The 23,136-nt window shown below is 71.4% G+C and carries 17 protein-coding genes and 1 pseudogene; 11 read left to right on the forward strand and 7 right to left on the reverse strand.

What is annotated here, in order from left to right; translation table 11 throughout:
* Positions 1-51 precede the first annotated feature (51 nt).
* The 6 genes from BN3788_RS18445 to BN3788_RS02285 all read left to right on the forward strand — a co-directional run bounded on the left by BN3788_RS18445 (position 52) and on the right by BN3788_RS02285 (position 10,828).
* Positions 52-4,074 carry an alpha-L-arabinofuranosidase C-terminal domain-containing protein gene (locus BN3788_RS18445; protein WP_147525030.1) on the forward strand — a complete coding sequence of 1,341 codons (4,023 nt, stop codon included), beginning with the start codon at positions 52-54 and terminating at the stop codon, positions 4,072-4,074.
* Positions 4,075-4,176: 102 nt separating this feature from the next.
* Positions 4,177-5,205, forward strand: a complete 1,029-nt coding sequence (locus BN3788_RS02265; protein WP_187138348.1) for a LacI family DNA-binding transcriptional regulator — start codon at positions 4,177-4,179, stop codon at positions 5,203-5,205.
* A 204-nt stretch (positions 5,206-5,409) separates the two neighbouring features.
* Positions 5,410-7,536: a glycoside hydrolase family 36 protein gene (locus tag BN3788_RS02270; RefSeq protein ID WP_261797898.1), complete on the forward strand. Its 2,127-nt coding sequence runs from the start codon at positions 5,410-5,412 to the stop codon at positions 7,534-7,536.
* A 96-nt stretch (positions 7,537-7,632) separates the two neighbouring features.
* Complete coding sequence (locus tag BN3788_RS02275; protein ID WP_066582259.1) at positions 7,633-8,952, forward strand: ABC transporter substrate-binding protein; 1,320 nt, start codon at positions 7,633-7,635, stop codon at positions 8,950-8,952.
* A gap of 74 nt (positions 8,953-9,026) precedes the next feature.
* The gene (locus BN3788_RS02280; protein ID WP_234346439.1) at positions 9,027-9,974 is read left to right on the forward strand and encodes a carbohydrate ABC transporter permease; all 948 of its coding nucleotides are present in this window, start codon (positions 9,027-9,029) and stop codon (positions 9,972-9,974) included.
* A complete protein-coding gene (locus tag BN3788_RS02285) occupies positions 9,971-10,828 on the forward strand; it encodes a carbohydrate ABC transporter permease (RefSeq protein ID WP_066582260.1) in 858 nt (285 codons plus the stop codon). Before BN3788_RS02280 ends, BN3788_RS02285 begins: the two co-directional genes overlap by 4 nt.
* An 82-nt stretch (positions 10,829-10,910) precedes the next feature.
* Here the strand turns inward: BN3788_RS02285 and BN3788_RS02290 are convergent, their stop codons facing one another.
* Together BN3788_RS02290 and BN3788_RS02295 are read right to left on the reverse strand one after the other, a co-directional pair.
* The gene (locus BN3788_RS02290) at positions 10,911-11,615 is read right to left on the reverse strand and encodes a potassium channel family protein (RefSeq protein ID WP_082812506.1); all 705 of its coding nucleotides are present in this window, start codon (positions 11,613-11,615) and stop codon (positions 10,911-10,913) included.
* Positions 11,608-12,984 carry a TrkH family potassium uptake protein gene (locus tag BN3788_RS02295; RefSeq protein ID WP_066582262.1) on the reverse strand — a complete coding sequence of 459 codons (1,377 nt, stop codon included), beginning with the start codon at positions 12,982-12,984 and terminating at the stop codon, positions 11,608-11,610. Before BN3788_RS02295 ends, BN3788_RS02290 begins: the two co-directional genes overlap by 8 nt.
* A gap of 77 nt (positions 12,985-13,061) precedes the next feature.
* Here BN3788_RS02295 and BN3788_RS02300 point away from each other — a divergent pair, with 77 nt between their 5' ends.
* From BN3788_RS02300 to BN3788_RS02310, 4 genes and pseudogenes are all read left to right on the forward strand, one after another.
* On the forward strand, positions 13,062-14,246 hold the full coding sequence (locus BN3788_RS02300) for an acetoin utilization protein AcuC (RefSeq protein WP_066582263.1): 1,185 nt from the start codon (positions 13,062-13,064) through the stop codon (positions 14,244-14,246).
* 134 nt (positions 14,247-14,380) lie between these two features.
* Positions 14,381-14,590, forward strand: coding sequence for a helix-turn-helix domain-containing protein (locus BN3788_RS02305; RefSeq protein ID WP_066582470.1), 210 nt, complete (start codon positions 14,381-14,383; stop codon positions 14,588-14,590).
* Between the two features lie 153 nt (positions 14,591-14,743).
* Positions 14,744-14,842: a 30S ribosomal protein bS22 gene (locus tag BN3788_RS18450; RefSeq protein ID WP_003792170.1), complete on the forward strand. Its 99-nt coding sequence runs from the start codon at positions 14,744-14,746 to the stop codon at positions 14,840-14,842.
* A 242-nt stretch (positions 14,843-15,084) separates the two neighbouring features.
* Positions 15,085-16,104 (forward strand): annotated as a pseudogene (locus tag BN3788_RS02310) (LacI family DNA-binding transcriptional regulator); the annotation flags it as partial.
* Here BN3788_RS02310 and BN3788_RS20145 read toward each other — a convergent pair.
* The 5 genes from BN3788_RS20145 to BN3788_RS02330 all read right to left on the reverse strand — a co-directional run bounded on the left by BN3788_RS20145 (position 16,047) and on the right by BN3788_RS02330 (position 21,409).
* On the reverse strand, positions 16,047-16,709 hold the full coding sequence (locus BN3788_RS20145; RefSeq protein ID WP_390619657.1) for a DUF624 domain-containing protein: 663 nt from the start codon (positions 16,707-16,709) through the stop codon (positions 16,047-16,049). The pseudogene BN3788_RS02310 and the gene BN3788_RS20145 overlap by 58 nt on opposite strands.
* Positions 16,710-16,846: 137 nt before the next feature.
* The gene (locus BN3788_RS02315; RefSeq protein ID WP_066582264.1) at positions 16,847-18,145 is read right to left on the reverse strand and encodes an arabinan endo-1,5-alpha-L-arabinosidase; all 1,299 of its coding nucleotides are present in this window, start codon (positions 18,143-18,145) and stop codon (positions 16,847-16,849) included.
* A gap of 1 nt (position 18,146) precedes the next feature.
* Positions 18,147-19,007 (reverse strand): carbohydrate ABC transporter permease, encoded by an 861-nt coding sequence (locus BN3788_RS02320; RefSeq protein ID WP_066582265.1) that lies wholly within the window; start codon positions 19,005-19,007, stop codon positions 18,147-18,149.
* Between the two features lie 15 nt (positions 19,008-19,022).
* A complete protein-coding gene (locus tag BN3788_RS02325) occupies positions 19,023-19,988 on the reverse strand; it encodes a carbohydrate ABC transporter permease (protein ID WP_082812508.1) in 966 nt (321 codons plus the stop codon).
* Between the two features lie 74 nt (positions 19,989-20,062).
* Positions 20,063-21,409, reverse strand: coding sequence for an ABC transporter substrate-binding protein (locus BN3788_RS02330; protein WP_066582266.1), 1,347 nt, complete (start codon positions 21,407-21,409; stop codon positions 20,063-20,065).
* A gap of 382 nt (positions 21,410-21,791) precedes the next feature.
* Here BN3788_RS02330 and BN3788_RS02335 point away from each other — a divergent pair, with 382 nt between their 5' ends.
* Complete coding sequence (locus BN3788_RS02335; protein ID WP_234346440.1) at positions 21,792-23,132, forward strand: alpha-galactosidase; 1,341 nt, start codon at positions 21,792-21,794, stop codon at positions 23,130-23,132.
* The last annotated feature ends 4 nt before the right edge of the window (positions 23,133-23,136 follow it).

Below are 23,136 nucleotides of genomic sequence, written 5' to 3' on the forward strand. Positions count from 1 at the left end.
CATCTCTGGGCTCCAGGAACACCCTCGCCGAGTGGTTGGAGCACGATGATCATGCCAAGAACCGACTCCCGTCCGGTCCGGACAGCGTTGTCCCGATCGGCGTTCACCCTCACGGCCGCCACTGCGGCCACCGTCCTCGCCCTCACGCTCGGCCTCGACGCCGCGGCGGCCGGCGGTGGCGCGCGCGCCCAGGGCCAGCAGCCCGGCGCCATGCGCGCCGCCGAGGCCCCGCCCAGCGGCGTCATACCCGCCGGCGCCTGGGTGGACGACTTCTCCGCGACCACGCTCGGGACCGACTGGTCCGTGCACGACGAGGAGCCCGACGCGCTGTCGCTCACCTCGAACCCCGGCGCGCTGACCCTCACCTCGCTGGCCGGGGACACCTGGCAGACCATCAACACGGCCCGCAACATCGTGCTGGTGGACGTCCCGGCGGGTGACTTCACCGCGATCACGCAGGTCACGGCCCCGGTGGTGAAGGACTTCCAAGGCGCCGGGCTGATCGCCTGGCAGGACCAGGACAACTACGTGCGGGCCGGGCTGTCCCACGTGGGCTTCGCCGCGGGCGGGCCGGTGGTGGTCGAGAACGGCTTCGAGACGGCGGCCATGTACTCGTCGTCATTCACCGCGCGGCCGGGCTCCACCTCGGAGATCCTGCGGCTCGAGCGCGTGGGGGACACGATCACCACGAGCTACTGGGCTGACGGCGCCTGGGCGACGGCCGCCACCGTGGAGGCATCGTTCCCGGTGGCGCAGATCGGCCTGTACGCGCTGGCCGCGCAGGACGGCACCCGGCACCAGGGGGTCTTCGACTGGTTCGCGCTGGTGGCGCCCGAGGGGGAGCCGGTGGTCCCGTCGGGGGAGGTCACGCTCCATGGACCCGGTGACCTGCGGAACCTCGTGGTCACTGACGGGCACGGGCTGGCCCTCGCGGCGAGCCGCGGGACGACGGTGACGGGGCTGACGGTGACCGGGACGGCCGCCGACGGCGTGGTGCGGCTCGCCGCCTCGGATGGGGCGTCGGGCGGCACGGGCGCGCCTCGGCCGGTGGTAGTGGCCGACGGCGCGCTGGTGATGGGCGCGGCGGGCGCGACACCCGCCGATCTGCGCTTCCTGGACGCCGGAGGTGGGCGCCTCGTCCTCGAGGTCGTCGGGCCCGAGCCCGCCCACGTGGGCGTGGGGCCGGACGGCGCGCTCGTCGTCGGCGGCCGCGACCAGGCCGTGAAGCTCACGTTCGAGGCGATCCGCGCCGAGCGCGCGGGACTCACTGTGGACGCGACCGGGCCGACCCTCGACATGAGCGACGACCTGTACGGGGTCTTCTACGAGGACATCAACCGGGCGGCCGACGGTGGCCTGTACGCCGAGCTGGTGCAGAACCGGTCCTTCGAGTACTCCACCGCCGACAACGCCTCGTACACGCCGCTGACCTCCTGGCAGACGGTGCAACGAGGCGGCGCCGCCGGGACGGTGCGCACGATCGACGACACCGAGCGGCTCAATGAGGACAACCGCGTCTACCTGCAGATGGACCTCACGGCGCCGGGCGCGGGCACAGGCGCCGGGGTCGGGGTCCGCAACGCGGGCTACAACTCCGGCGTGCACGTCGAACAGGGCAAGGCCTACCGGTTCTCCGCATTCGTGCGGCGCACCGCCGACCACGACCGGCCGCTGACCGTCCGGATCGAGGACGTGGCCGGAACCCAGGTGCTCGGCGAGGCGCAGGTTGTCGCCGCCTCCGACACCTGGACGAAGGTCACCGCTGAGATCACCGCCACGGCCACCACCGACGCGGGTCGCCTCGCCGTGCTGGCCGACGGCACGGGGACGGTGCGCCTCGACATGGTGTCGCTGTTCCCCGTCGACACCTTCCGGGGCCGGGAGAACGGCCTGCGCAAGGACCTCGCCGAGCTCATCGAGGACATGAATCCGCAGTTCGTGCGATTCCCCGGCGGCTGCGTGACCAACGTCGGCACCTTCGACCCGTATGAGGCGCCGAATTACGACCGTCGCCGCACCTACCGCTGGAAGGAGACCATCGGCCCGGTGGAGGAGCGGCCTGCCAACTACAACTTCTGGGGCTACAACCAGTCCTACGGGCTCGGCTACCTCGAGTACTTCCAGCTCGCCGAGGACCTGGGCGCCGAGCCGCTGCCTGTGGTGTCCGTCGGCGTCAACGGCTGCGGCGGGCCGCCGCCGATCAGCGACCCCGAGCAGCTCCAGGAGTGGATCGACGACACGCTCGACCTCGTCGAGTTCGCCAACGGCGGCGTCGACACCGCATGGGGCGCGGTGCGCGCGTCACTGGGCCACCCCGAGCCGTTCGGGCTCGAGTACCTGGGCCTGGGCAACGAGGAGGTGCAACGCGAGTTCCTCGACTACTACCCGCAGTTCGCCGACGCGCTCAAGGCCGCCTACCCGGACATGAAGATCATCTCCAACTCCGGCCAGACCTCCGCGGGCGCCTGGTTCGAGGAACTGTGGGACTTCGCCCGCGACCAGGGCGCCGACCTGGTAGACGAGCACTACTACAACTCCCCGGAGTGGTTCCTCGCCAACACCCACCGCTACGACGACTACGACCGCGCCGGGCCGCAGGTGTTCATCGGCGAGTACGCCTCACGCGGGAACACGTTCCGCAACGCGCTCGCGGAAGCCGCGTTCATGACGGGCATCGAGCGGAACTCCGACGTCATCGACCTCGCGTCGTACGCGCCGCTGCTCGCCAACGAGGACTATGTGCAGTGGTCGCCCGACGCGATCTGGTTCGACAACGTCCGGGCGTACGGCTCGGCGAACTATCACGTGCAGAAGCTGTTCGCCACGAACCAGGGCGACCAGGTGCTGTCCAGCACCCTCACCGGTGCGGGCGGCTCCGGCCCGGCGGAGGTCAGCGGCGGGGTGGGCCTGTCGACATGGCGCACGCAGGCCGCCTACGACAACCTGCGGGTGACCGACACCGCCACCGGCGACGTCCTCTACTCCGAGGACTTCGCGTCAGACGCGGCCGGGTGGACGCCCACCGGCGGGATCTGGGCCGTCACCGACGGCGAGTACCGGCAGACGAACGTCGCCGTGGAGGACGCGCGCAGCACCGGCCCGGCGGCGGCCTGGACGGACTACACCCTCGAGCTCGACGCCCGGAAGATCGCCGGGGACGAGGGCTTCCTGGTGATGTTCGGAGTGCAGGACTCCGGGCACTACTACTGGTGGAACCTCGGTGGCTGGAACAACACCCGGTCGGCGATCCAGCAGGCCACCGGTGGCGCGGCCGTCGAGGTGGCGGGCAGCACCACCACCATCGAGACCGGGCGCACGTACCGCGTGAAGATCGAGGTCGCGGGCACGACGGTGCGGACCTACCTCGACGGGACGCTGGTCACCACCTTCACCGACACCACCACCGACGAGGACCTGCACCACGTCGTCACCCGCGACCAGGAGTCCGGGGACACGATCCTCAAGGTGGTGAACTCCTCGCCCGAGACGATCCGCTCGGACGTGCGCGTCGACGGGGCGCCCGTGGCCTCGACGGCGACGGTCACCGAGATGACGGCGGCCTCGCTCAGCGACCGCAACACCATGGCCGACCCCGATCGGGTGATCCCGGTGGCGCGGACCGTCGAGGGGGTCGCACAGGCGTTCGCCTACGACTTCCCGGCGCAGTCGATCACCTTCATCCGGCTCCCGCCCGGCACGGTGGAGCCGCAGCCCGCGGCCTCGACCACGACGGTGCTCGTCCTCCCCGACCGCGTGCGCAGCGGCCAACCGGCACTGGCGACCGTGCACGTGCGCGCCGCACGGCCAGCTGGCGGGGGCCAGGCGCCGAAGGCCACCGGCCGGGTGCGAGTCCAGATCGGCGACCGGCTCCTCGGCGAGGTCCCGCTCTGGCTCGGCCTGGCGATCGTGCCCCTGCCACGCGACCTCCCAGTGGGCTCGCACACCGTCACGGCCGCCTACCTGGGCTCGGCGACAGTGGCCGCGTCGACAGGCTCGGACGCGCTGACGGTGCTCCCGAAGGGCCGCGCCGACGGGCCGCCGCCGGGTCATGGGGGAGGCCCGCGGCCACGCTGAGACCGATCGTCCCGGGCGTCGACGCCATCTGCGTCGGCGCCCGGGACATCTGGGCCGACCTCCCGCGAGGCTCCTGAGGCGGCGCCTCGCTAAGGTTCGCGTGTGACAGTGCCCGCCCGCCGCAAGCCCCCCGTGATCGCCGACGTCGCTCGGGTGGCGGGGGTGTCCGTGCCGACGGTGTCGCGGGTGCTGACGGGTTCCACACCGGTGTCGGACGCGAAGCGCGCGCAGGTGATGGCGGCCATCGAGACGCTCGGCTACCGCCCGAACGCGGCGGCCCGGGCGCTGGTGAGCGGGCGCCAGTCGATGATCTCGGTGCTCGCCGGCAACACGATGCGATACGGGTACGCGGCGACATTGCAGGGGGTCGAGGAGGCGGCGCGCGCTGCCGGGTACCTCGTGGTGATCACGGTGGTGGAGTCGGATGACCCGGTGGTGGTCGACGCGGCGGTGAGCCTGGTGCTGGGGCAGGCCGTGGCTGGCGCCGTGGTGCTGGAGTTCGACGCGGCGGCGTTGGCGGCGTCACGCGCGCTGCCGTCGTCGGTGCCCGTGGTGACGGTGTCCTCGGCGACGCCGGGGGAGCGCACCCGTCCGCATGCGGAGCTGGACGACCGCTCGGCCGCGGGCGAGGCGGTGGACTACCTGCTGGGGCTGGGGCACCGCACGGTGCACCATGTGGCGATCCCGTCGACGGGGCCGGAGGTCGGCCGCACGATCGGCTGGCGGGAGGCGCTCGTGGCGGCGGGCAGGCCGGTGCCGGAGCCCTTGGCCGCCGGGTGGGAGCCGTCATCCGGCTACGACGCGGGAGCGCTCCTGGCGCAGGACCCGGAGGTCACCGCGGTGCTCGCAGGCAATGACCAGCTCGCGATCGGGCTGATGCGCGCGTTCGCCGACGCGGGGCGCGCGGTGCCGGGTGAGGTGAGCGTGGTGGGCTTCGACGACGAGCCGTTCGCGGCGATGTGGTCGCCTCCGCTGACCACCGTGGCGCAGGACTTCGTGGGCCTGGGCCGGCGTGCCTTCGGGATGCTGTCCGATCTGATGCGGACGGGGATGTCGACTGCGCGGTCGACGGCGGTGCCCGAGCTCGTGCTGCGGGGCAGTGCCGCGCCTCCGCCGACGCCCCTCGACTGACGCGTCTCACATGATGGACGGCCCGCCGAGCGGGCTCGTGACTCCGCGCGCCCGCACATTTCCGCAGGTTGGCCGGTGCCTGTGATCTCTCGTCATGAAAACGTTATCAGGCTGTGATGGCACGGGCTTGCCAAGGTTTCTGATCAACGCTTTCATGAGTGCGTCGCAGGCAGCGACCACTCGACGATGAGGAGCTCGGCCCTGATGAACCGGACCATCCTGCACTGGGGAACTGGCGCCGTCAGCGCTGTGCTCGTCTCTGACGACGACGCCCCGGTGCGTCTCGCCAGCCTGCAGGCCGGTCCCTCCCAGAGCGCAGAGCCCACCCTCGTCCCGGCGCAGCCCCTGGTGGAGGTCTTCGCCCTCGGCCACGGCCACGCGCGCGCCAACCTGCGCCACACCGCCTCCGCCATCGGCGATCGCCTGCGCTACGCCACGCACACGACGCAGCAGTCGGCGGGCTGGCGCAGCCTCGTCGTCGAGCAGATCGACCCGGCCACCGGCCTGCGCGTGCGCTCCACGCTCCGCGCCGCCGAGGGCGTCGCCGCCGTCCAGACCTGGACCGAGGTCGTCAACGAGGGCGCCGCCCCGCTGGTCCTGCTCGCGGTCACCTCCCTCGCCACCGGCGCCTTCAGCGCAGAGGGCGACAGCATCGACGACGTCGACCTGCACACCGGCTACGGCGACTGGCTCGGCGAGAGCCGCTGGGAGCGGGTGCCCGTGCGCAGCCAGCGCGGCCTGGTCCAGATGGGCCTGCCCTCGCACCAGGACCAGGACGCGCGCGGGGCGCTCGGCATCACCAGCCGCAGCACCTGGTCGTCGAGTGAGCGCATGCCCACCGGCGTGCTCGAGAACCGCGCCACCGGCTCCGCGTGGGCCTGGCAGGTCGAGCACAACGGCGCCTGGCACGCCGAGCTGGGCGAGCGCCTGCGCGACCGCGAGGGCGAGTTGGCGCTGGTGCTGATGGGCCCGTGCGACACCGAGCACCAGTGGACCCAGCCCATCGCGCCGGGGGAGTCGTTCACCACCGTGCCCGTCTCCGTGGCCGTCGGCGGCGGCTGGCAGGGCGCCCTGCAGGCGCTCACCCAGCACCGTCGCGCGCTGCGCGCCGAGCGCCCCCAGCCCGAGGGCCTCCCGGTCATCTTCAACGACTACATGAACACCCTCATGGGCGACCCGACCACCGCGAAGCTGCTGCCGCTGATCGACGCGGCCGCCGCGGCGGGCGCCGAGTACTTCTGCGTCGACGCCGGCTGGTACGACGACTCGCTCACCGACTGGTGGGACAGCGTCGGCGAGTGGGAGCCGTCCACCGTGCGGTTCCCCGACGGGGGCCTGGCGGCGGTGCTCGACCACATCCGCGCGGCGGGCATGGCGCCCGGCCTGTGGCTCGAGCCGGAGGTCATCGGCGTGCGCAGCCCGATGGCGGACAGGCTGCCCGACTCGGCGTTCCTGCAGCGCGAGGGCCACCGGGTCGTGGAGCACGGCCGCTTCCACCTGGACCTGCGCAGCGCCGAGGCCCGCGCCCACCTGGACCGCGTGGTCGACAGCCTGGTGCTGGACCTCGGTGTGCGGTACTTCAAGCTCGACTACAACATCACCGCCGGCCCGGGCACCGACCTCGACGCCCCCAGCCTCGGCGCCGGCCTGCTCGCCCACAACCGCGCGCACCTGACGTGGCTCGAGGGCCTGCTCGAGCGCCACCCCGGCCTCGTCATCGAGAACTGCGCGTCCGGCGCCCAGCGCATGGACTACGCGATGCTCACCCGGCTGCACCTGCAGTCCACCTCGGACCAGCAGGAGCTGCTGCTGTACCCGCCGGTGGCCGCCGCCGCCCCCGCGTCGCTGCTGCCCGAGCAGGCCGGCAACTGGGCGTACCCGCAGCCCGCCATGAGCGACGAGGAGATCCTCTTCACGCTCGCCACCGGCATGCTCGGCCGCCTCTACCTCTCCGGCCGCCTGGACCTCATGACGTCCGAGCAGCTCGCCACCGTGCGGCAGGCCGTGGTCACGCACCAGGCCATCCGCGAGGACCTGGCCCGGTCGCTGCCCGTGTGGCCGCTCGGCCTCCCGGCATGGGACGCCCCCGAGGTGGCCCTGGGCCTGGCCACCGACGACACGACGTACCTGACGGTCTGGGCGCGCGGCGACGAGGCGGGGGAGATCGACCTCCCGCTGGCGCACCTCGCGGGCCGGGACGTCGAGGTCGAGCCGCTCTTCCCCCCCACCAGCAGCTGGGCCACGCGCTGGTCGCGCGCGGACGGCGTGCTGCACGTGACGCCCAGCGCCACACGGACCGCGCGGGTGCTGCGCATCCGCCCACAGTCCTGACCTGCGCCGTCCCCCTCGCGGGAGCGGCAGAGGCAGACAACGCACACAGATACGGCTGACATCCTCCGGGACGTCGACCCAGTTCAAGGAGCTTCAATGAAGAGGTTGTTGATGACCACGGCCACGCTGGCAGCAGCGGGGCTCCTGGTGGCAGGGTGCAGCGACCCGGGCGCCGGGGGCGGCACGGCGGACACGGGCGACATCACCTGGCCGGAGGCCACCGCGTCGCTGGAGGGCGTGGAGCTCACGCTCTGGGCAGCCCAGGCGAGCAACACGATCCCCGAGGGCGTCGTCGCGGCGTTCGAGGACGCCACCGGCGCGAAGGTCGAGATCGTCACGATCCCGGACCCGTACGAGAACGGCATCCAGACCAAGGTCGCCACCGGCGACAAGCCCGACCTGGCCTTCTGGCAGCCGACCGCCTCGATGCTCACGGCCCTCAACGCCGCGAACAACCTCCAGGTGCTCGACGACGCGCCGTGGATCGAGGACATGGACCCGGACCTGCAGGACCTCACGGGCATCCTCAACGACACCCGCTACGCGGCGCTCGTCACGAGCCCCAGCGTGCAGGGCGTCTACTACAACAAGAAGGTCTTCGCCGACGCCGGCATCACCGAGCTGCCGACCAGCTTCGAGGACATGGTCGCCAAGGGGCGGGTCATCCAGGAGACCACCGGGGTGACGCCGTTCTTCGAGCAGGGCAACAACGGCTGGTCGACGCAGTGGTGGCCGCAGGTGCTGCTCGCGGACGCTGCCGCCGACGGCTTCTACGACGACCTGAACGCCAACAAGGCGTCGTTCGCCGATGACGTGGTCGTCGAGGCGATCACCACGTTCAAGGACCTGATCGACGAGGGCCTGTTCAACTCTGACATCGTCACCGCCACGTTCGAGGACCAGGGCGACGCGCTGCTGAGCGGCGAGGCCGCCATGGCCGTGCAGATCAACGCGCTGTTCGGCCAGTTCCAGGCCAAGGCCGACACCGCCACGCTGAACGAGACGATCGGCTACTTCCCGATCTCGCCCTCGGGCAACGTCGCCACCTCGCACCCCGACCAGTCCAACGCGCTCGTCGCGTTCAAGACCGGCGACGCCGCTCGTGAGGCCGCCGCGCGCCAGTTCCTCACGTTCTGGATGACGGAGTACTACCCGACGTTCGTCGAGGAGCAGAACACCGTCTCCCTGATGACGGGCGTCGAGTCGCCCGCGTCGGTGCCGCAGGCGCTGCTCGACGTGCACGCGTCGCTGTCCGACTCGGTGGGCTCGATGCAGGCACAGGCGGTGGCCAACCCCGACCTGTTCATGAACGTCGTGGACGTCATCAACAACGTCAAGACCCCGCAGCAGGCGGCCGAGGCGACCCAGCAGCAGTTCGTGGAGCTGGCCAAGGCCTCTGGCATCGACGGCTTCTGACCCACACAGACAATCCGCATGGTGGGGCCGGGACGCGTTCCCGGCCCCACCAACCGGGGTGAGGACATCACGACATGGCGACCATGCAGGACGCGCGGGTCGAGGCCCCCAGGGCCCGACGGCGCCGACGCCAGGACCTCCCGCCGTCTGGGGGCAAGCCGCGGGGCACCCACCCGTTGTGGTTCCTCATCCCGGCGTTCACCGTGCTCGGGATCTTCTTCTTCGTCCCGACGATCTACAACTTCGTCTACGCCTTCACGAACTGGTCGAGCTTCAAGTCCGAGATCTCGTTCGTCGGCTTCGACAACTTCCAGGGGCTGCTCGCGAACGGGACGCTGCTGTCGTCCCTGAAGATCACGCTGATCTACGCGATCCTCGTGGCGGTGTTCCAGAACGTCTTCGGCCTGCTGCTCGCGCTGCTGCTGGAGAAGGACACGCGCCTCAACCGGGCCGCCCGGGTGATGTTCTTCATCCCCGTGATCATGTCCGCGCTGGCCGTCGGGTACATCTTCCAGGCGCTGCTCAAGACGGACGGCCCGCTCAACCAGGTGATCGGCTTCTTCGCCGGCGGCGATGTGAGCATCGCGTGGCTGGGCAGCACCACCTGGACCATCGTCGTCGTGGCGGTCATCCACGCCTGGAAGTGGATGGGCCTGTCGATGCTCATCTACTTGTCCGGCCTGAAGACCATCAATGAGGACGTGCTCGAGGCCGCCCGCCTGGATGGCGCCGGCGTCTGGACCACCTTCTGGAAGATCCGGTTCCCGCTGCTGGCCCCCGCGCTCACGTTCAACGTGGCCACGGCGCTGCTCGGGTCGATGAACGGCTTCGACATCGTGCAGGCGACCACCGGCGGCGGCCCGGCGCGCACCACCGAGATCCTCAACATCTTCATCTTCCGCACCTTCGGCCAGGGCCTGTTCGCCCAGGCGACGACGATGAGCCTGGTGCTCTTCGTCGTGGTTGCGGCCCTCGCGTTCCCGGTGATCGGGATGCTCCGTCGACGGGAGAACGTGCTGTGAGCACTGCAAGCGTGTCGCGCAAGGCTGTCGCGCCGCGAAGCCTCTGGTCGCGCGTGCAACCGACGTTCGTGGTGCTGCTGGTCCTGCTCCTGCTGGGCCTGCCGCTGTGGATGATGGTCGTCACGGCCGGCAAGAGCCAGGCCGAGGCGCTGTCCCCGAACCTCTCCCTGCCCAGCGACTGGCAGCTCTGGGAGAACATGACGGAGATCTTCACCCGGGGCAACATCACCGCCGGGTTCGTCGGCAGCCTGCTCATCATGGTGCCGTCCGTGTTGGTGGTGCTCCTGTTCGGCTCGATGGCCGCCTGGGTGCTGGCCCGCCGCGCGAGCCGCGCGATGACCGTGGCCTACGGCGCCGCGATCTCCGGCGTCGTGCTGCCGCCGGCCGTCGTGACGATCGTGCTGCTGCTGCGCCAGATCGGGATGTCCGGCAGCGCCATCGGCATGATCTGCGTCTACGCGGGCATCTACATGTCCGTCGTCGTCTTCTTCGTCACGGGCTTCGTGCGGACCATCCCGGTGGAGCTCGAGGAGGCCGCCCGCGTCGACGGCGCCGGGCCGGTCAAGGTCTTCGCCCGGATCATCCTGCCGCTGCTGGTGCCGGTCCTGTCGACCGCGACGATCCTCATCTGCCTGTACGTCTGGAACGACGTGTTCTACGCGTTCTTCGTGCTCAGCGGTTCGCTCGACACCCTGCCGCTCAACCTCTACAACGTGGCCAGCGCGGGGCTGTACCTGAACAACTGGCACCTGATCTTCGCCTACATCATCCTCATGAGCCTGCCGCTGCTGCTCGTGTTCATGTTCATGCAGCGCAAGATCATCTCGGGTGTCACCTCGGGCGCGGTGAAGTAGCCGCCCGCGACGCGGAGAGGCCCGGCAGGAGCACTCCTACCGGGCCTCTCGTGTCCCATGGCCCGGCTGCGCGGGCGCTCGCTCAGGGCCGCGCGGCGAACCGCTCCAGCAGGTCCGCGTGGCCGGACACGATGAGCAGGTCGTTCGCGGCGATGCGGGTGTCGGGCTGCGCGTAGACGAACTCCCGGCCCGGGCTCTTCACCCCGATCACCGTGACGCCGTACCTGTCGCGGATCTTCGACTGCTCGATGGTGAACCCCTGCGTCTCACGCGGGGGGCGCATCTTGACGATCGTGAAGCCGTCCTCGACCTCGATGTAGTCGAGCATCTTGCCGGAGACGAGGTGCGCGACCCGGGAGCCGGCATCCGCCTCGGGCAGGACGACGTGGTGCGCGCCGATGCGCTGCAGGATGCGGGCGTGCTCGGTGGAGACGGCCTTGGCCCAGATCTGCGGGGTGCCCATGTCCACCAGGTTGCCGGTGATCAGCACGCTGGCCTCGAGGTAGGAGCCGACGCCGACCACTGCCACCCCGAAGTCGCGGGCGCCGAGCTGGTCGAGGGCGTCGGGGTTCGCGGCGTCGGCCTCCACGAGCGGGATCCGCCCGGCCCACTGCGCGACCAGCTCGGGGCTGCGCTCGACGGCCAGCACGTCCTGGCCCAGCCGGTCCAGCGTGGTGGCGATGGCGGAGCCGAAGCGCCCCAGCCCGATGACGAGCACGCCCGCGTCCTTCCTCGCGGCCCGTCCGCGTCCGTGCGCCGTGGCGCCCGTGAGCTCGGTGTCAACCAATGATCGGCCTCTCTTCGGGGTACCGGATGACCCGGCGGCGGTTCCGCAGCGCGAGCGCGGCGGCGAGCGTCATCGTGCCGGTGCGGCCGATGAACATGAGGACGGTGAGCACGTACTTGCCGGCCTCGGGGAGCTGGTCCGTCACGCCGGTGGACAGCCCACAGGTGGCGAAGGCGGAGATGACCTCGAACAGCACCACGTCCAGCGTCCATCCGGTGATCTCCAGCAGCAAGAGGCTCGCCACGAGCACCAGGCTGGCGCTGACCAGGGACACGGCGATGGCGACCTGCAGCGCAGCCCGGGGGATGCGCCGGCCGAACGCCTCGACGTCCTCGTCACCGCGCGCCTCGGCGACGATCGCCAGCAGCATCACCGCGAGCGTGCTGACCTTGATGCCGCCGGCTGTGGAGGCCGAGCCGCCGCCCACGAACATCAGCGCGTCGTTGATCAGCCACGTCGCCTCGTGCATCTCGCCCACGGGCGCTGTGGAGAAACCCCCCGAGCGGGGCATCACGCCGGAGAACAGCGCCGTCAGCAGCTTGTTGCCGACGCTGAGCGGCCCGAGCGTGCCGGGGTTGGTCCACTCGAAGGCGCCGATCAGCAGGGCGCCCACGACGACGAGGATCGCGCTGGTGGTGAGCGTCAGCTTGGCGTGCAGGTTCCATCGGCGCGGGGTGCGCATCCGTCGGCCGATGTTGAGCAGCACCGGGAAGCCCAGGGCCCCGATGAACACGCCGATCATGATGGGCAACAGCACCCACCAGTCGGTGGCGTACGGGGTGAGGCCGTCCACGGTGGGCACGAAGCCCGCGTTGTTGAACGACGAGACCGCGTAGAACGCGGCATGCCAGGCGGCCTCGCCCATGTCCTCGCCGAGCATCGCGAAGCGGGGGAACAGCGCGAGCGCGATGGCCACCTCGAGCACCGTGGACGTGACGATGACGGTGCGCACCAGCGACCCGACCTCGCCGAGCCGCGTGGTCTTCGTCTCGGAGGCCGTCAGCAGGCGCTGCGTGAGGCCGATCCGGCGGGACACCGCCAGCCCGAGGATCGACGCGAGGGTCATGACGCCGAGGCCGCCCACCTTGATGGCCACCGCGATGGCCACCAGCCCGGCGCCCGACCAGTACGAGCCGGTCGGCACCGTCACGAGGCCGGTGACGCACACCGCCGAGGTGGCGGTGAACAGGGCGTCGGCGAAGGGGGCCCGCTCGCCGGTGGCCGTGGCCCACGGCATGGAGAGCAGCACGGTGAACAGCGCCACGACGCCGCCGAAGACGCCGATCGCCAGGCGTGCGGGCGACTGCCGGGCCAGCCGGTCGACCAGCTCGCGTCCCGACCACATCGCCCCGGGGAGGCCCCGAGCCATCGCACCTCCCGTACGCGCACGCGTGGACAGGGGCAACTCTGTCACGTTCGCGGCGCCCTGGAGGCTAGCGTGGCCCCATGTCAGCCGACGTGCAGGTGGTGTGGTCCCCGGCGCTGCTGGACTACGACTTCGGCGACGGGCACCCGATGGCGCCTCTGCGCCTCGACCTGACGATGCGGCTGGCCGACGCGCTGGGCCTGCTGGACGGACCCGGCGTGCGGGTGGTCGGCGCGGAGCCGGTCTCCGACGCGGTGCTGGAGACGGTGCACGACGCGGCGTACGTCGCAGCGGTGCGGGCCGCGTCCGGCCCGGAGGGCATCGCCGACGCGACGCGCGGCCTGGGCACAGCTGACGACCCCGTCTTCGCGGGCATGCACGAGGCTGCCGCGCGCGTCGTCGGCGGCAGCGTGGACGTGGCGCTGGCGGTGTGGCGCGGCGAGGCGGAGCACGGGGTGAACCTCACCGGCGGCATGCACCACGCGATGCCGGGGGGCGCCTCGGGATTCTGTGTCTACAACGACGCCGCGGTGGCGATCCGCGCGCTGCTCGCCGCGGGCGCCGAGCGGGTGGCCTATGTGGACGTCGACGCGCACCACGGCGACGGCGTGCAGCACGTGTTCTGGGACGACCCGCGGGTGCTGACTGTCTCGGTGCACGAGAGCGGCCACACGCTCTTTCCCGGCTCCGGTCATCCGCGTGAGACGGGCGGGCCGGCGGCCGAGGGCTCCGCGGTGAACGTCGCGCTGCCCGCGCGCACCGGCGACGCCGGGTGGCTGCGCGCGATCGACGCGGTGCTGCCCCCGGTGCTGCGGGTGTTCAAGCCGCAGGTGGTGGTGAGCCAGCACGGCTGCGACGCGCACGTCGAGGACCCCATCACCAACCTCGACGTCAGCATCGACGCGGAGCGCCGCGCCGCGGAATGGGTGCACGCGCTGGCGCATGAGGTGGCGGACGGCCGGTGGGTGGCCCTGGGCGGCGGCGGATACGCCGTGGTGGATGTGGTGCCGCGCGCCTGGTCGCATGTGATCGCGGAGGCGGTGCACCGCCCGGTGGACCCGGGGCTGCGGCTGCCCGAGGCGTGGCACGAGGAGGTCATCGCCCGGTATGGGCGGCGTGGCCCCGCCCGGATGACCGATGGCGCGGATGCCCAGTTCCGGCCGTGGTCGGCGGGGTACGACCCGGCGGATGACGTGGACCGGGCGGTGCGCGCGACCCGGGCTGCGGTGTTCCCGCTCCTGGGGCTCGACCCGGAGCACGACTGACCCGCTGACTCGGTCGGGTGATCTGCCTCGTCGCCGCTTTCGCGCGACCAGGCCAGGGCCTAGGGTGGACCAGCGGCCAGGGTCACGGTCGCGACGATGTCGGCGCGCAGGCCGGCCCCGCGGGAAGAGCGACGATGTCGAACGAACACCCTCCACGCGTGCGGTTCCTCACCGTCGCCGAGGTCGCGGACGTCATGCGCGTGTCGAAGATGACCGTTTACCGGCTGCTGCACTCTGGCGAGATGCCCGCGGTGCGGGTGGGGCGCTCGTTCCGGGTGCCGCAGGACGCGCTGGAGCACTACCTGCGTACGGCGGTGGTCGAGCGCGACAGGATGACCTCCTGAGCGCTTGGGCGCCCGCGCGTCGCATCAAGGCCCCGTGATCGCGTAATGTATGAGCGGACTTTCCCGTGCGTGGGCGTTCGACGTGCCGCGCGTCGATCGACCATCACCTGGCAGGGCGCCGAGCGCCCGACCACCTTCAGTTAGCGAGGACCTATGGGCTCCGTCATCAAGAAGCGCCGCAAGCGGATGGCTAAGAAGAAGCACCGCAAGCTGCTGCGCAAGACGCGTCACCAGCGTCGCAACAAGAAGTGATCCTTCCGCTCACGCGGTAGGCAGCACGTCCTCGGGCCCGGCTCTCATGCCGGGCCTGAGTCGTTGGTGGGGGCGGTGATCCGGAACCGCGCTTTTCTCCATCGATGTACTGTGGGCCCGCCAGATCGCTCCGCTCGGTCGTTCCGTGAGCCGCCCCGCTCTGGCACAGTGAGTCAGCGCCCGCATGGGCGGGTCGACGGGGAGGCACCGTGAGCAGCACCAGGCGCGCCGGCGGGGCGACGATGCACGACGTCGCCGAGCTGGCCGGCGTATCGATCAAGACCGTCTCGAACGTGGTCAACGGGTACCCCCACATTCGCCCGGCCACCCGCGCCAGGGTCGAGGACGCGATCGCCCGCCTCGGCTACCAGGTGAACATCTCCGCGCGGAACCTGCGCCAGGGCCGCACCGGGATGATCGGCCTGGCCGTGCCCGAGCTGAGCCTGCCGTACTTCGCCGAGCTCGCGGACTCCGTGATCCGCGCCGCCGAGGGCGCCGGGCTCACCGTGCTCATCGAGCAGACCGGCGCCGTGCGCGAGCGCGAGCTCGAGGTGCTGTCCGGCCAGCGCCGCCACCTCACCGACGGGCTGATCTTCTCCCCACTCGACCTGGGACCCGAGGACACCGACTCCTTCGCCGTCGACTTCCCGATGGTGCTGCTCGGCGAGCGCGTCTTCGGCGCCCCCGCCGATCACGTGACCATGAACAACGTCGAGGCGGCCCGGGCCGCGACCCAGCACCTCATCGACCTGGGCCGGCGGCGGATCGCCGTGATCGGCGCCCACGAGGGCGAGTCCATCGGCTCGGCGGCGCTGCGCGTGCGCGGCTACCGCGAGGCGCTCGAGGCCGCGGGGCTGCCGTTGGACCCCGCGCTGATCGGCGAGGCGGGGCTGTGGCACCGCTCGACGGGCGCCGAGGCGATGCACCGCATGCTCGACTCGGGCGTCGAGGTGGACGCCGTCTTCGCGTTCAACGACGCGCTGGCCCTCGGCGCCCTGCACGCGCTGCACGCACGCCGGGTGGCAGTGCCCGAGCAGATCGCCGTCATCGGCTTCGACGACATCGACGACGCGGCGTACTCCTCGCCCACGCTGTCCACCGTGTCCCCGGGGCGTGAGGAGATCGCGCGCACTGCCGTCGAGCTGCTCGTCGCGCGGATCGCGGGCGGCAGCGGGGCGCTGCCCTACCAGCAGGTGGTGGCCGACTACTCGATCGTCGTGCGGGAGTCGACGGCGGGTGTGGGCGCCGCGCCGCTGGTCGCCGGGGTCTCCGGTTCCGGCGCCGCCCGAGCGGCCTCCAGCGCGTCGGGGCGGTGCTCCACGAGCCAGCCCGTGAGCAGCAGCGGCAGGCTCACCCCCATCAGCGGCAGCAGCACCGTCGCCCAGGCCGCGACCACGGCAAGCGCGCAGAGCGTCACGAGCACCGCCGCCGACGTGGCGGGGGACAGCGCCGGGGCCAGCGCCACGAACCGCCAGGTGCGCGCCGCGCCCTCGCCGCGGCGCGCGGACGGCAGCAGGAACGCTAGCGAGACGGCGCCATAGGCGGCGATGGCAGCCAGCCCGGCCCACAGGGCCACGGGCGCCCCGTCCCGGGCGCCGGACAGGATGAGCGCGTCGGCGGCCAGCATCACCGCGAGGGCCCAGAACGGGGCGCCGAGCAGGTTCATCCGGCGCCACGAGGCGCGGTAGGCCGACCAGAAGTCGTGCCACAGGCGCTCGGAGGGTGACCCCGACCGGATGCCCCCGAGCACGGCGCCCCCGGCGGCCAGCGCCGGGAAGGCTCCCAGCAGCACGCCGCCGAGCAGCGTGCCGGCCAGGATCAGCACGTTCACGCCCACCAGGTGGGCTGCCACCCGCAGGGCCGTCATCACGCGGCCGGTCCAGCCGAAGGCTGGCTCGTCCCGGGCGGCCAGGGCGCCAGCGGCGCCGCGGGCCGCAGGGCTCAGCACCCGGTCAGGGCTGTGCGGGGCGCTCGTCACGGGACCTCCTCGTCTCGGCTCGCAGCCTACGCATCGGTGACGCGCGTGCCGAAAGCGGCCCGCCCGTCCGCCGTGAGGCCGGAGAACGACCAGGCGGCGCGTTCGCGGACGGCATCCCAGGACATGAACGCCACGGTGTCCAGCGCCGCCGACTCCCGTTGCCAGGTGAAGCGGCCTGGGCCGTGCTGGACGACATCGCGCAGATCGTCCTCGCCGACCCGCACGGTGCGGGGCCGGGCCACTTCGGCGGTGGGGCCGTCGAAGGACACGACCTCCCAGACGCCCAGCAGCGTCCGGGCGTCCGGCGCGAGCTCATGGGTCTCACGGTCGCCCGCCCACGGCTGCGGGGACACCACCGGCCACCGCCCGTGGGTCCACAGCAGGCGGCGCACCTGGGCCTCGTGTTGGTGGGGATGCGCGCCGTCGCGCACGTGGTGCACCAGGAGCTGCAGGTCCGCGCCGCCCACGGGGGAGGGGGTCGTCAGCACCGACGCGTGGCCGGGGGCCAGCCAGGTGCGGCCCCCGGTGAGCGCGTGGCTGGCCAGCAGGATCGCGGGGTCGGCGTCGTCGTCGGTGAGCGGGCGTCCGGCGTGGTCCCGGTAGGGGCCGGTGACTCGCTCGGCCACGCCGACGCGCAGGTGGTACGTGGAGAACAGTGAGTCGTAGGAGATGAGCATCGCGTGGCCGCCGCCGGGCCGGGGGAGCACGAAGGCCCCCTCGACGGCGCCCTCCACGGCTCGGGGGCGCCGGGCCAGGCATGTGCCGGGCCGGTGCCCGTCGGCGGGCTCGCCGCCCACGGCCAGGCCGGTGGCGGGGTCGAGCTCGATCACGTGGATGCCGCCGAAGAAGGACCCGTAGACCAGCCAGTGCCGGCCGTCGGCGTCGGCCACCGCGTTCGCGTCGATCGCGTTGGGGCCGTCCACGTCATGCAGGCTCGTCACCACGAGGCCGCGATCTGCCCACGGGCCGGTGGGGCTGGGCGCCACCGCCAGGCCGATGGCCGACGTGCGCGAGCCGAACGTCGAGGCGGACCAGTACATCCGCCACTCGTCGCCGACGCGCACCACCTCCGGCGCCCACAACCCCCCGGCGCCGGACCAGGCCGCGCCCGCCTCCGGCACTCCGGGCAGCGCCCAGCCGTGGAACTCCCAGTCCACCAGGTCGCGGGAACGGCGCACCTGCACCCCGGCCCGCACCGGCCCGTCCGCATAGGCGTCAGTGGAGAACAGGTAGTGGGTGCCGTCCGCATCCCGCACGGCCGTCGGGTCGTGGGCGTGGCGGGCCCCCCAGCCGCCGACGTCGGCCGGGTCGTCGATGCTGGTCATGTCAGCCCTTCGAGCCGGTGAGCGCCACGGACTCGATGATCTGGCGCTGGAAGATGAGGAACACCACGAGGATCGGCAGCAGCGCCACCACGGACGCCGCCATGATCAGCGGGTAGTCGCGCTGCGTCGCGTACTGGACGTTGAGGTTCGCGATGACCACCTGCAGCGTCTGCCGCGACGGGGTGTTCAGGTAGATGATCGGCGCGAGGTAGTCGTTCCAGATCGTCATGAACCAGAGGATGAACTGGGCCGCGATGGCCGGGCGGATCATCGGCAGCACGATCACCCGGAAGATCTGCGGGTAGGACGCGCCGTCGATCTTCGCGGCCTCGATCATCGAGTCCGGCACTGAGGACAGGTACTGCCGCAGGAAGAAGATCATGATGATGTTGCCGAACAGGTAGGGCACGATCAGCGGCAGCAGGGTGTCCACCCAGCCCGCCTTCGAGAACATCACGAACTGCGGGATCATCAGCGCCGGGAACGGCACCATGAGGCCGGCGAGCAGGCCCAGGAAGATGACGTTCTTCCCCGGCAGGTGCAGCTTCGCCAGCGCGAACGCCGCCAGCGACGACGTGATGGACCCGACGATCGTCACGCTCAGCGCCACGATCAGGCTGTTCCGGATGCCCGAGAGCACCGGGGCCTCGGTCCACATCCGGGTGAAGGTCTCCCACTGCGGCGGGTCGGGGATCCACACCGGCGGCAGGGCGAAGACCTCGGCCTTCGTCTTGAGCGCCGTGGTCAGCATCCACACCAGCGGGGCGATCATCACCAGCGCGCCCACGATCAGCAGGGCGAGCACCGCGGTGTTGACGAGGCGGTTCTGGGCCCGGGCGCCCAGGGGGTTCGTGCGGCTCATAGTCGTCTCCTGCCCTCAGTCGATCGAGAAGCTGTTGCGGCGGTTGAGCCGGAACTGGATGAGGGTGATGACGAAGACGAGCATCCCCAGCACCAGGGCCATCGCCGTCCCGTAGCCCATCTGCTGGTACTTGAACGCCTTCTGCCAGATGTAGAACACGATCGAGGCGGACGCGTACTCGGGGCCGCCCGTCGGGGTCATGATGTTGATCTCGGTGAAGATCTGGGACCCGGCGATGATGTTCGTGACGACGAGGAAGAACGTCACGGGCGCCACCATCGGCAGGGTGATCGAGCGGAACCGCTGCCAGGCGTTCGCGCCGTCGAGCGCCGCGGCCTCGAGCAGCGAGGCGGGCACGGACTGGATGGCCGCCAGGTACAGCAGCATCGAGTAGCCCAGGCCCTTCCAGATCGCCAGGATGATGATCGCGGGCTTGACCGTCGAGGTGTTCATCAGCCAGTTGGGGCCGTCGATGCCCACCATCCCGAGCACCTGGTTCACCAGGCCGAAGTCGCCGTTGTAGGCCCACTGCCACAGGATCGCGATCGCGGCGAGCGAGGAGATCACCGGGATGTAGTAGATGGTGCGCAGCGCGGTGCGGCCGGGGATCTTGCGGTTCAGCGCGATGGCGAGGCCCAGCGCGAGGGCCAGGCCGATCGGGATGCCGATCATGTAGAAGAACGTGTTGTACAGCGACGTGCGGAAGTACTCGTCGCCCCACATGTTCACGAAGTTGTCGAGGCCGATGAACGTCATCGGGCCGAGGCCGTTCCAGCTGGTCAGCGACGCGTACACCGAGAAGCCGATCGGGTACACGGTGAACACCAGGAAGCCGATCACCGGGGCGGCCACGAAGGCCAGCGCCCAGCGCTGCTCGACCCGGTGCAGGCGGCTGCCGGTCCGTCGCCGCACGGCGGGCTTCCGGGGCGGGGCGCCCGGCACGGTCTCCGGGGGTGTCGTGAGGCTCGCGCTCTGCGACATCTCGTGGTCCTTTCCGAGAGTCCCCGCCGCCCGGCAAGGGGGGCGCCGGGCGGCGGGGACGGCGTGCGGAGCGGTTACTTGCCGGCTGCGGCCTGCTCGGCCTGCGCGATCGACTGGTCGAGGAACGACTGCATCTTGGGCTGCGCCTCCTTGAGGTACGCGGCGGCGGTCTGCTTGCCGTCGAGCACCGGCTGGATGTTCGTCCACAGGTCGTCGTACCACTGGGCGCCGTAGGTCACGGCGGCGGGCATCGGGCGGCCGTAGTCCTGCACGATGTCCAGGAACTCCTGGCGGTTGGCGGGCTTGGTGGTGGCCTCGGCCGCCCAGGTGTCCGCCATGTCGATGAGGTTGGGGATCTGCACGCCGGCGTCCACGAGCGTCTTCTGCGCGGCCTCGTCCGCCGAGAGGTAGGTGACGAGCTTGGCGGCGTCGGCGGGGTGCTTGCTGGTGTTGGAGACGCCGATGCCCAGGCTGCCGACCCAGGTGGCCGACTCGCCGGTGCTGCCCGCGGGGTAGGGGATCAGGTCCCAGTCGAAGTCGAGCTTCGCGTAGGTGCTGACGTCCCAGGGGCCGACGGGGAAGAAGCCGATCTCGCCGGCCATCCACCGCTGGTAGGTGTCGAGGGTCTGGGCCTGCTCGGCCGACGGGGTGACGCCGTGCACGTTCTGCAGGTCGGCGAACCACTGGAGCGCCTCGGCGAACTCGGGGGTGTCGACGGTGACCTTGGTCTTGTCCTCGTTGGTCCAGTCGCCGCCGTTGCTCCAGACGAACGGCTGCAGGTTCCACTGGACGTTGAGGCCGGTGCCCCACTGGTCCAGCTCGCCGTCGCCGTTGGTGTCGAGCGTGAGCTTCTTGGCCACGTCGACGAACTCGTCGAGGGTGTACGGCTCGTCGACGCTGGGCAGCGGGATGCCCGCGGCCTCGAACATCGTCTTGTTGTAGCCGAAGGAGAACGGGCCGACGTCCTTGGGCAGGCCGTACAGCGCGCCCTGGCCCTGGACCTTGCCGTCGTAGCGGTAGGAGTCGACGCCGAACGTCCAGAGGTTGTCGAGGTCGACGCCGCTGGCCTCGACGTCGGCGGTGATGTCCTTGAGCACGCCGGAGTTCACGTAGGACTGCAGGTTGGCCTGCTCGATGTAGAACACGTCGGGGACCTTGTTGCCCGCGACGGCGGCCTGGAGCTTGGTGGCGTACTGGTCGGCGTCGGTGACGATGACCTCGACTGCGACGCCGGTGTCCTCGGTGAACTTGGCGATCGCGGCCTCATAGGCCTTCTTCTCGTCGGCGCCGCCGCGGAACATGAAGGTGAGCTTCTTCTCGCCGCTGTCGTCACCCGATCCGTCGCTGCCGCATGCGGTGAGCCCGAGCGTGCCGGCTAGTGCCGCGCACACCGACAAGGTCAGGAGCCTCGTCTTCTTCATCTGTGCCTGCCTCCCATGTCACGAAGCTGCTGCGAGGTCGTGGGGCGGCCCGTCAGGCGCGGTCCCGGGTGGGCGGCGATGCCCCGTCCGGGAGTGGTGCGCTGATGCGCCCACGGGGGTCGGGGGCGCAGGTGCGTCGGGTCGTCGTTGACCTCTCTGAGGTTGTTTTACAACGTTGCACAACATGGCATGACGGCGGCGGGATGGTCAAGCCACGATCGGGTAACAGTGACTGAAGCGGCGAATCCGGCGACGGCGTCACGTGCTGTGGCGGGGCGCCGATCGTCTGTTGACTCCATCGGGCGGCATGGGCATGATGCCTCTACAACGATGTAGAGACGCAGCCGATCAGCGACGACGCCGTCGGGAAGGGAGCCAATTGATGCCCTCGATCGCGCCGACCCCGCCGATGGGCTGGAACAGCTGGGACTGCTACGGCACTACAGTCACCGAGGCAGAAGTGCTGGCCAACGCCCGATTCATGGCCGAGCATCTGCTCCCGACGGGCTGGGACACCGTGGTGGTGGACATCGCCTGGTACGACCCGACCGCCCGGGCCCACGGCTACAACGCCGATGCCCCGCACGCGCTCGACGACCACGGCCGCCAAATTCCCGCCGAGAACCGCTTCCCCTCCGCCGCCGGCGGGCGGGGGTTCGGGCCGCTCGCCGCCGAGGTGCACCGGCTGGGACTGCGGTTCGGCGTGCACCTGCTGCGCGGCATCCCCCGGCTCGCCGTGCAGCGCGGCCTGCCGGTGCTCGGCACCTCCTGGTCCGCGCGCGACGCCGCCGACCTGGACTCCACCTGCGCCTGGAACCCCGACAACCACGGCCTCGACCACGACCACCCCGCCGCCCAGGCCTACGTCGACGCCCAGGTGGCGCAGCTCGCGTCCTGGGGCGTCGACCTGCTCAAGGTCGACGACATGCTGGCCCCGTACCACCCGCGGGAGATCGAGGCCCTGGCGCGCGCCATCCGGCGCAGTGGACGCGACATCGTGCTGTCGCTGTCACCCGGCACGGGCCTGTCCACCGCCCACGCCGCGCACCTCGCGGCCCACGCCCAGATGTGGCGGGTCTCTGACGACCTGTGGGACCGCTGGCCCGACGTGCACGCGCAATTCACCCGGATGGCGCGCTGGGCGCCGCATCAGCGCCCCGGCGCCTGGGCCGATGCGGACATGCTGCCGCTCGGGCGCATCGGCATCCGGGCCGAGCGCGGCGAGGACCGCCACAGCAGGCTCACGCCCGACGAGCAGCGCACGCTGCTGACGCTGTGGGTGATGTCCCGCTCCCCGCTGATGATGGGCGGAGACCTGCCCACTAGCGCCCCCGCCGTCATCGCGCTGCTGGCCAACCCGGCCGTCGGGCACGTGCTGCGGCACTCCACCGGCAATGGCGAGCTGCTTCGCGAACCGCTGGGCGACGCCGCCGACGCGGGCGAGCTCATCGTGTGGGGCGCGCGCTCGGCCGCCGACGACACCCGCTACACCGCCGTGTTCTGGACGGGCGACCGCGCGCGGACGTGCCGGGTCCCGCTGTCCTCCGTCCTCGGCCACCAAGCCGCCGCGAGCGCCTGGACCGCACGGGACCTGTGGGACGACGACGCCGGCCGCCTCGGTGTGGCCGCCCACGGCGACCTGATGCTCGACGTCCCGCCCCACGGCGTCCGCTGGCTCGCCCTGACACCCGGGCCGCCTCCGCCGCCGCCCGGCCTGCGCTAAACGA

Origin of the sequence: Cellulomonas timonensis, from assembly GCF_900046455.1 — a bacterium.
In the GTDB taxonomy this organism is placed as follows: Bacteria; Actinomycetota; Actinomycetes; order Actinomycetales; family Cellulomonadaceae; genus Cellulomonas_A; species Cellulomonas_A timonensis.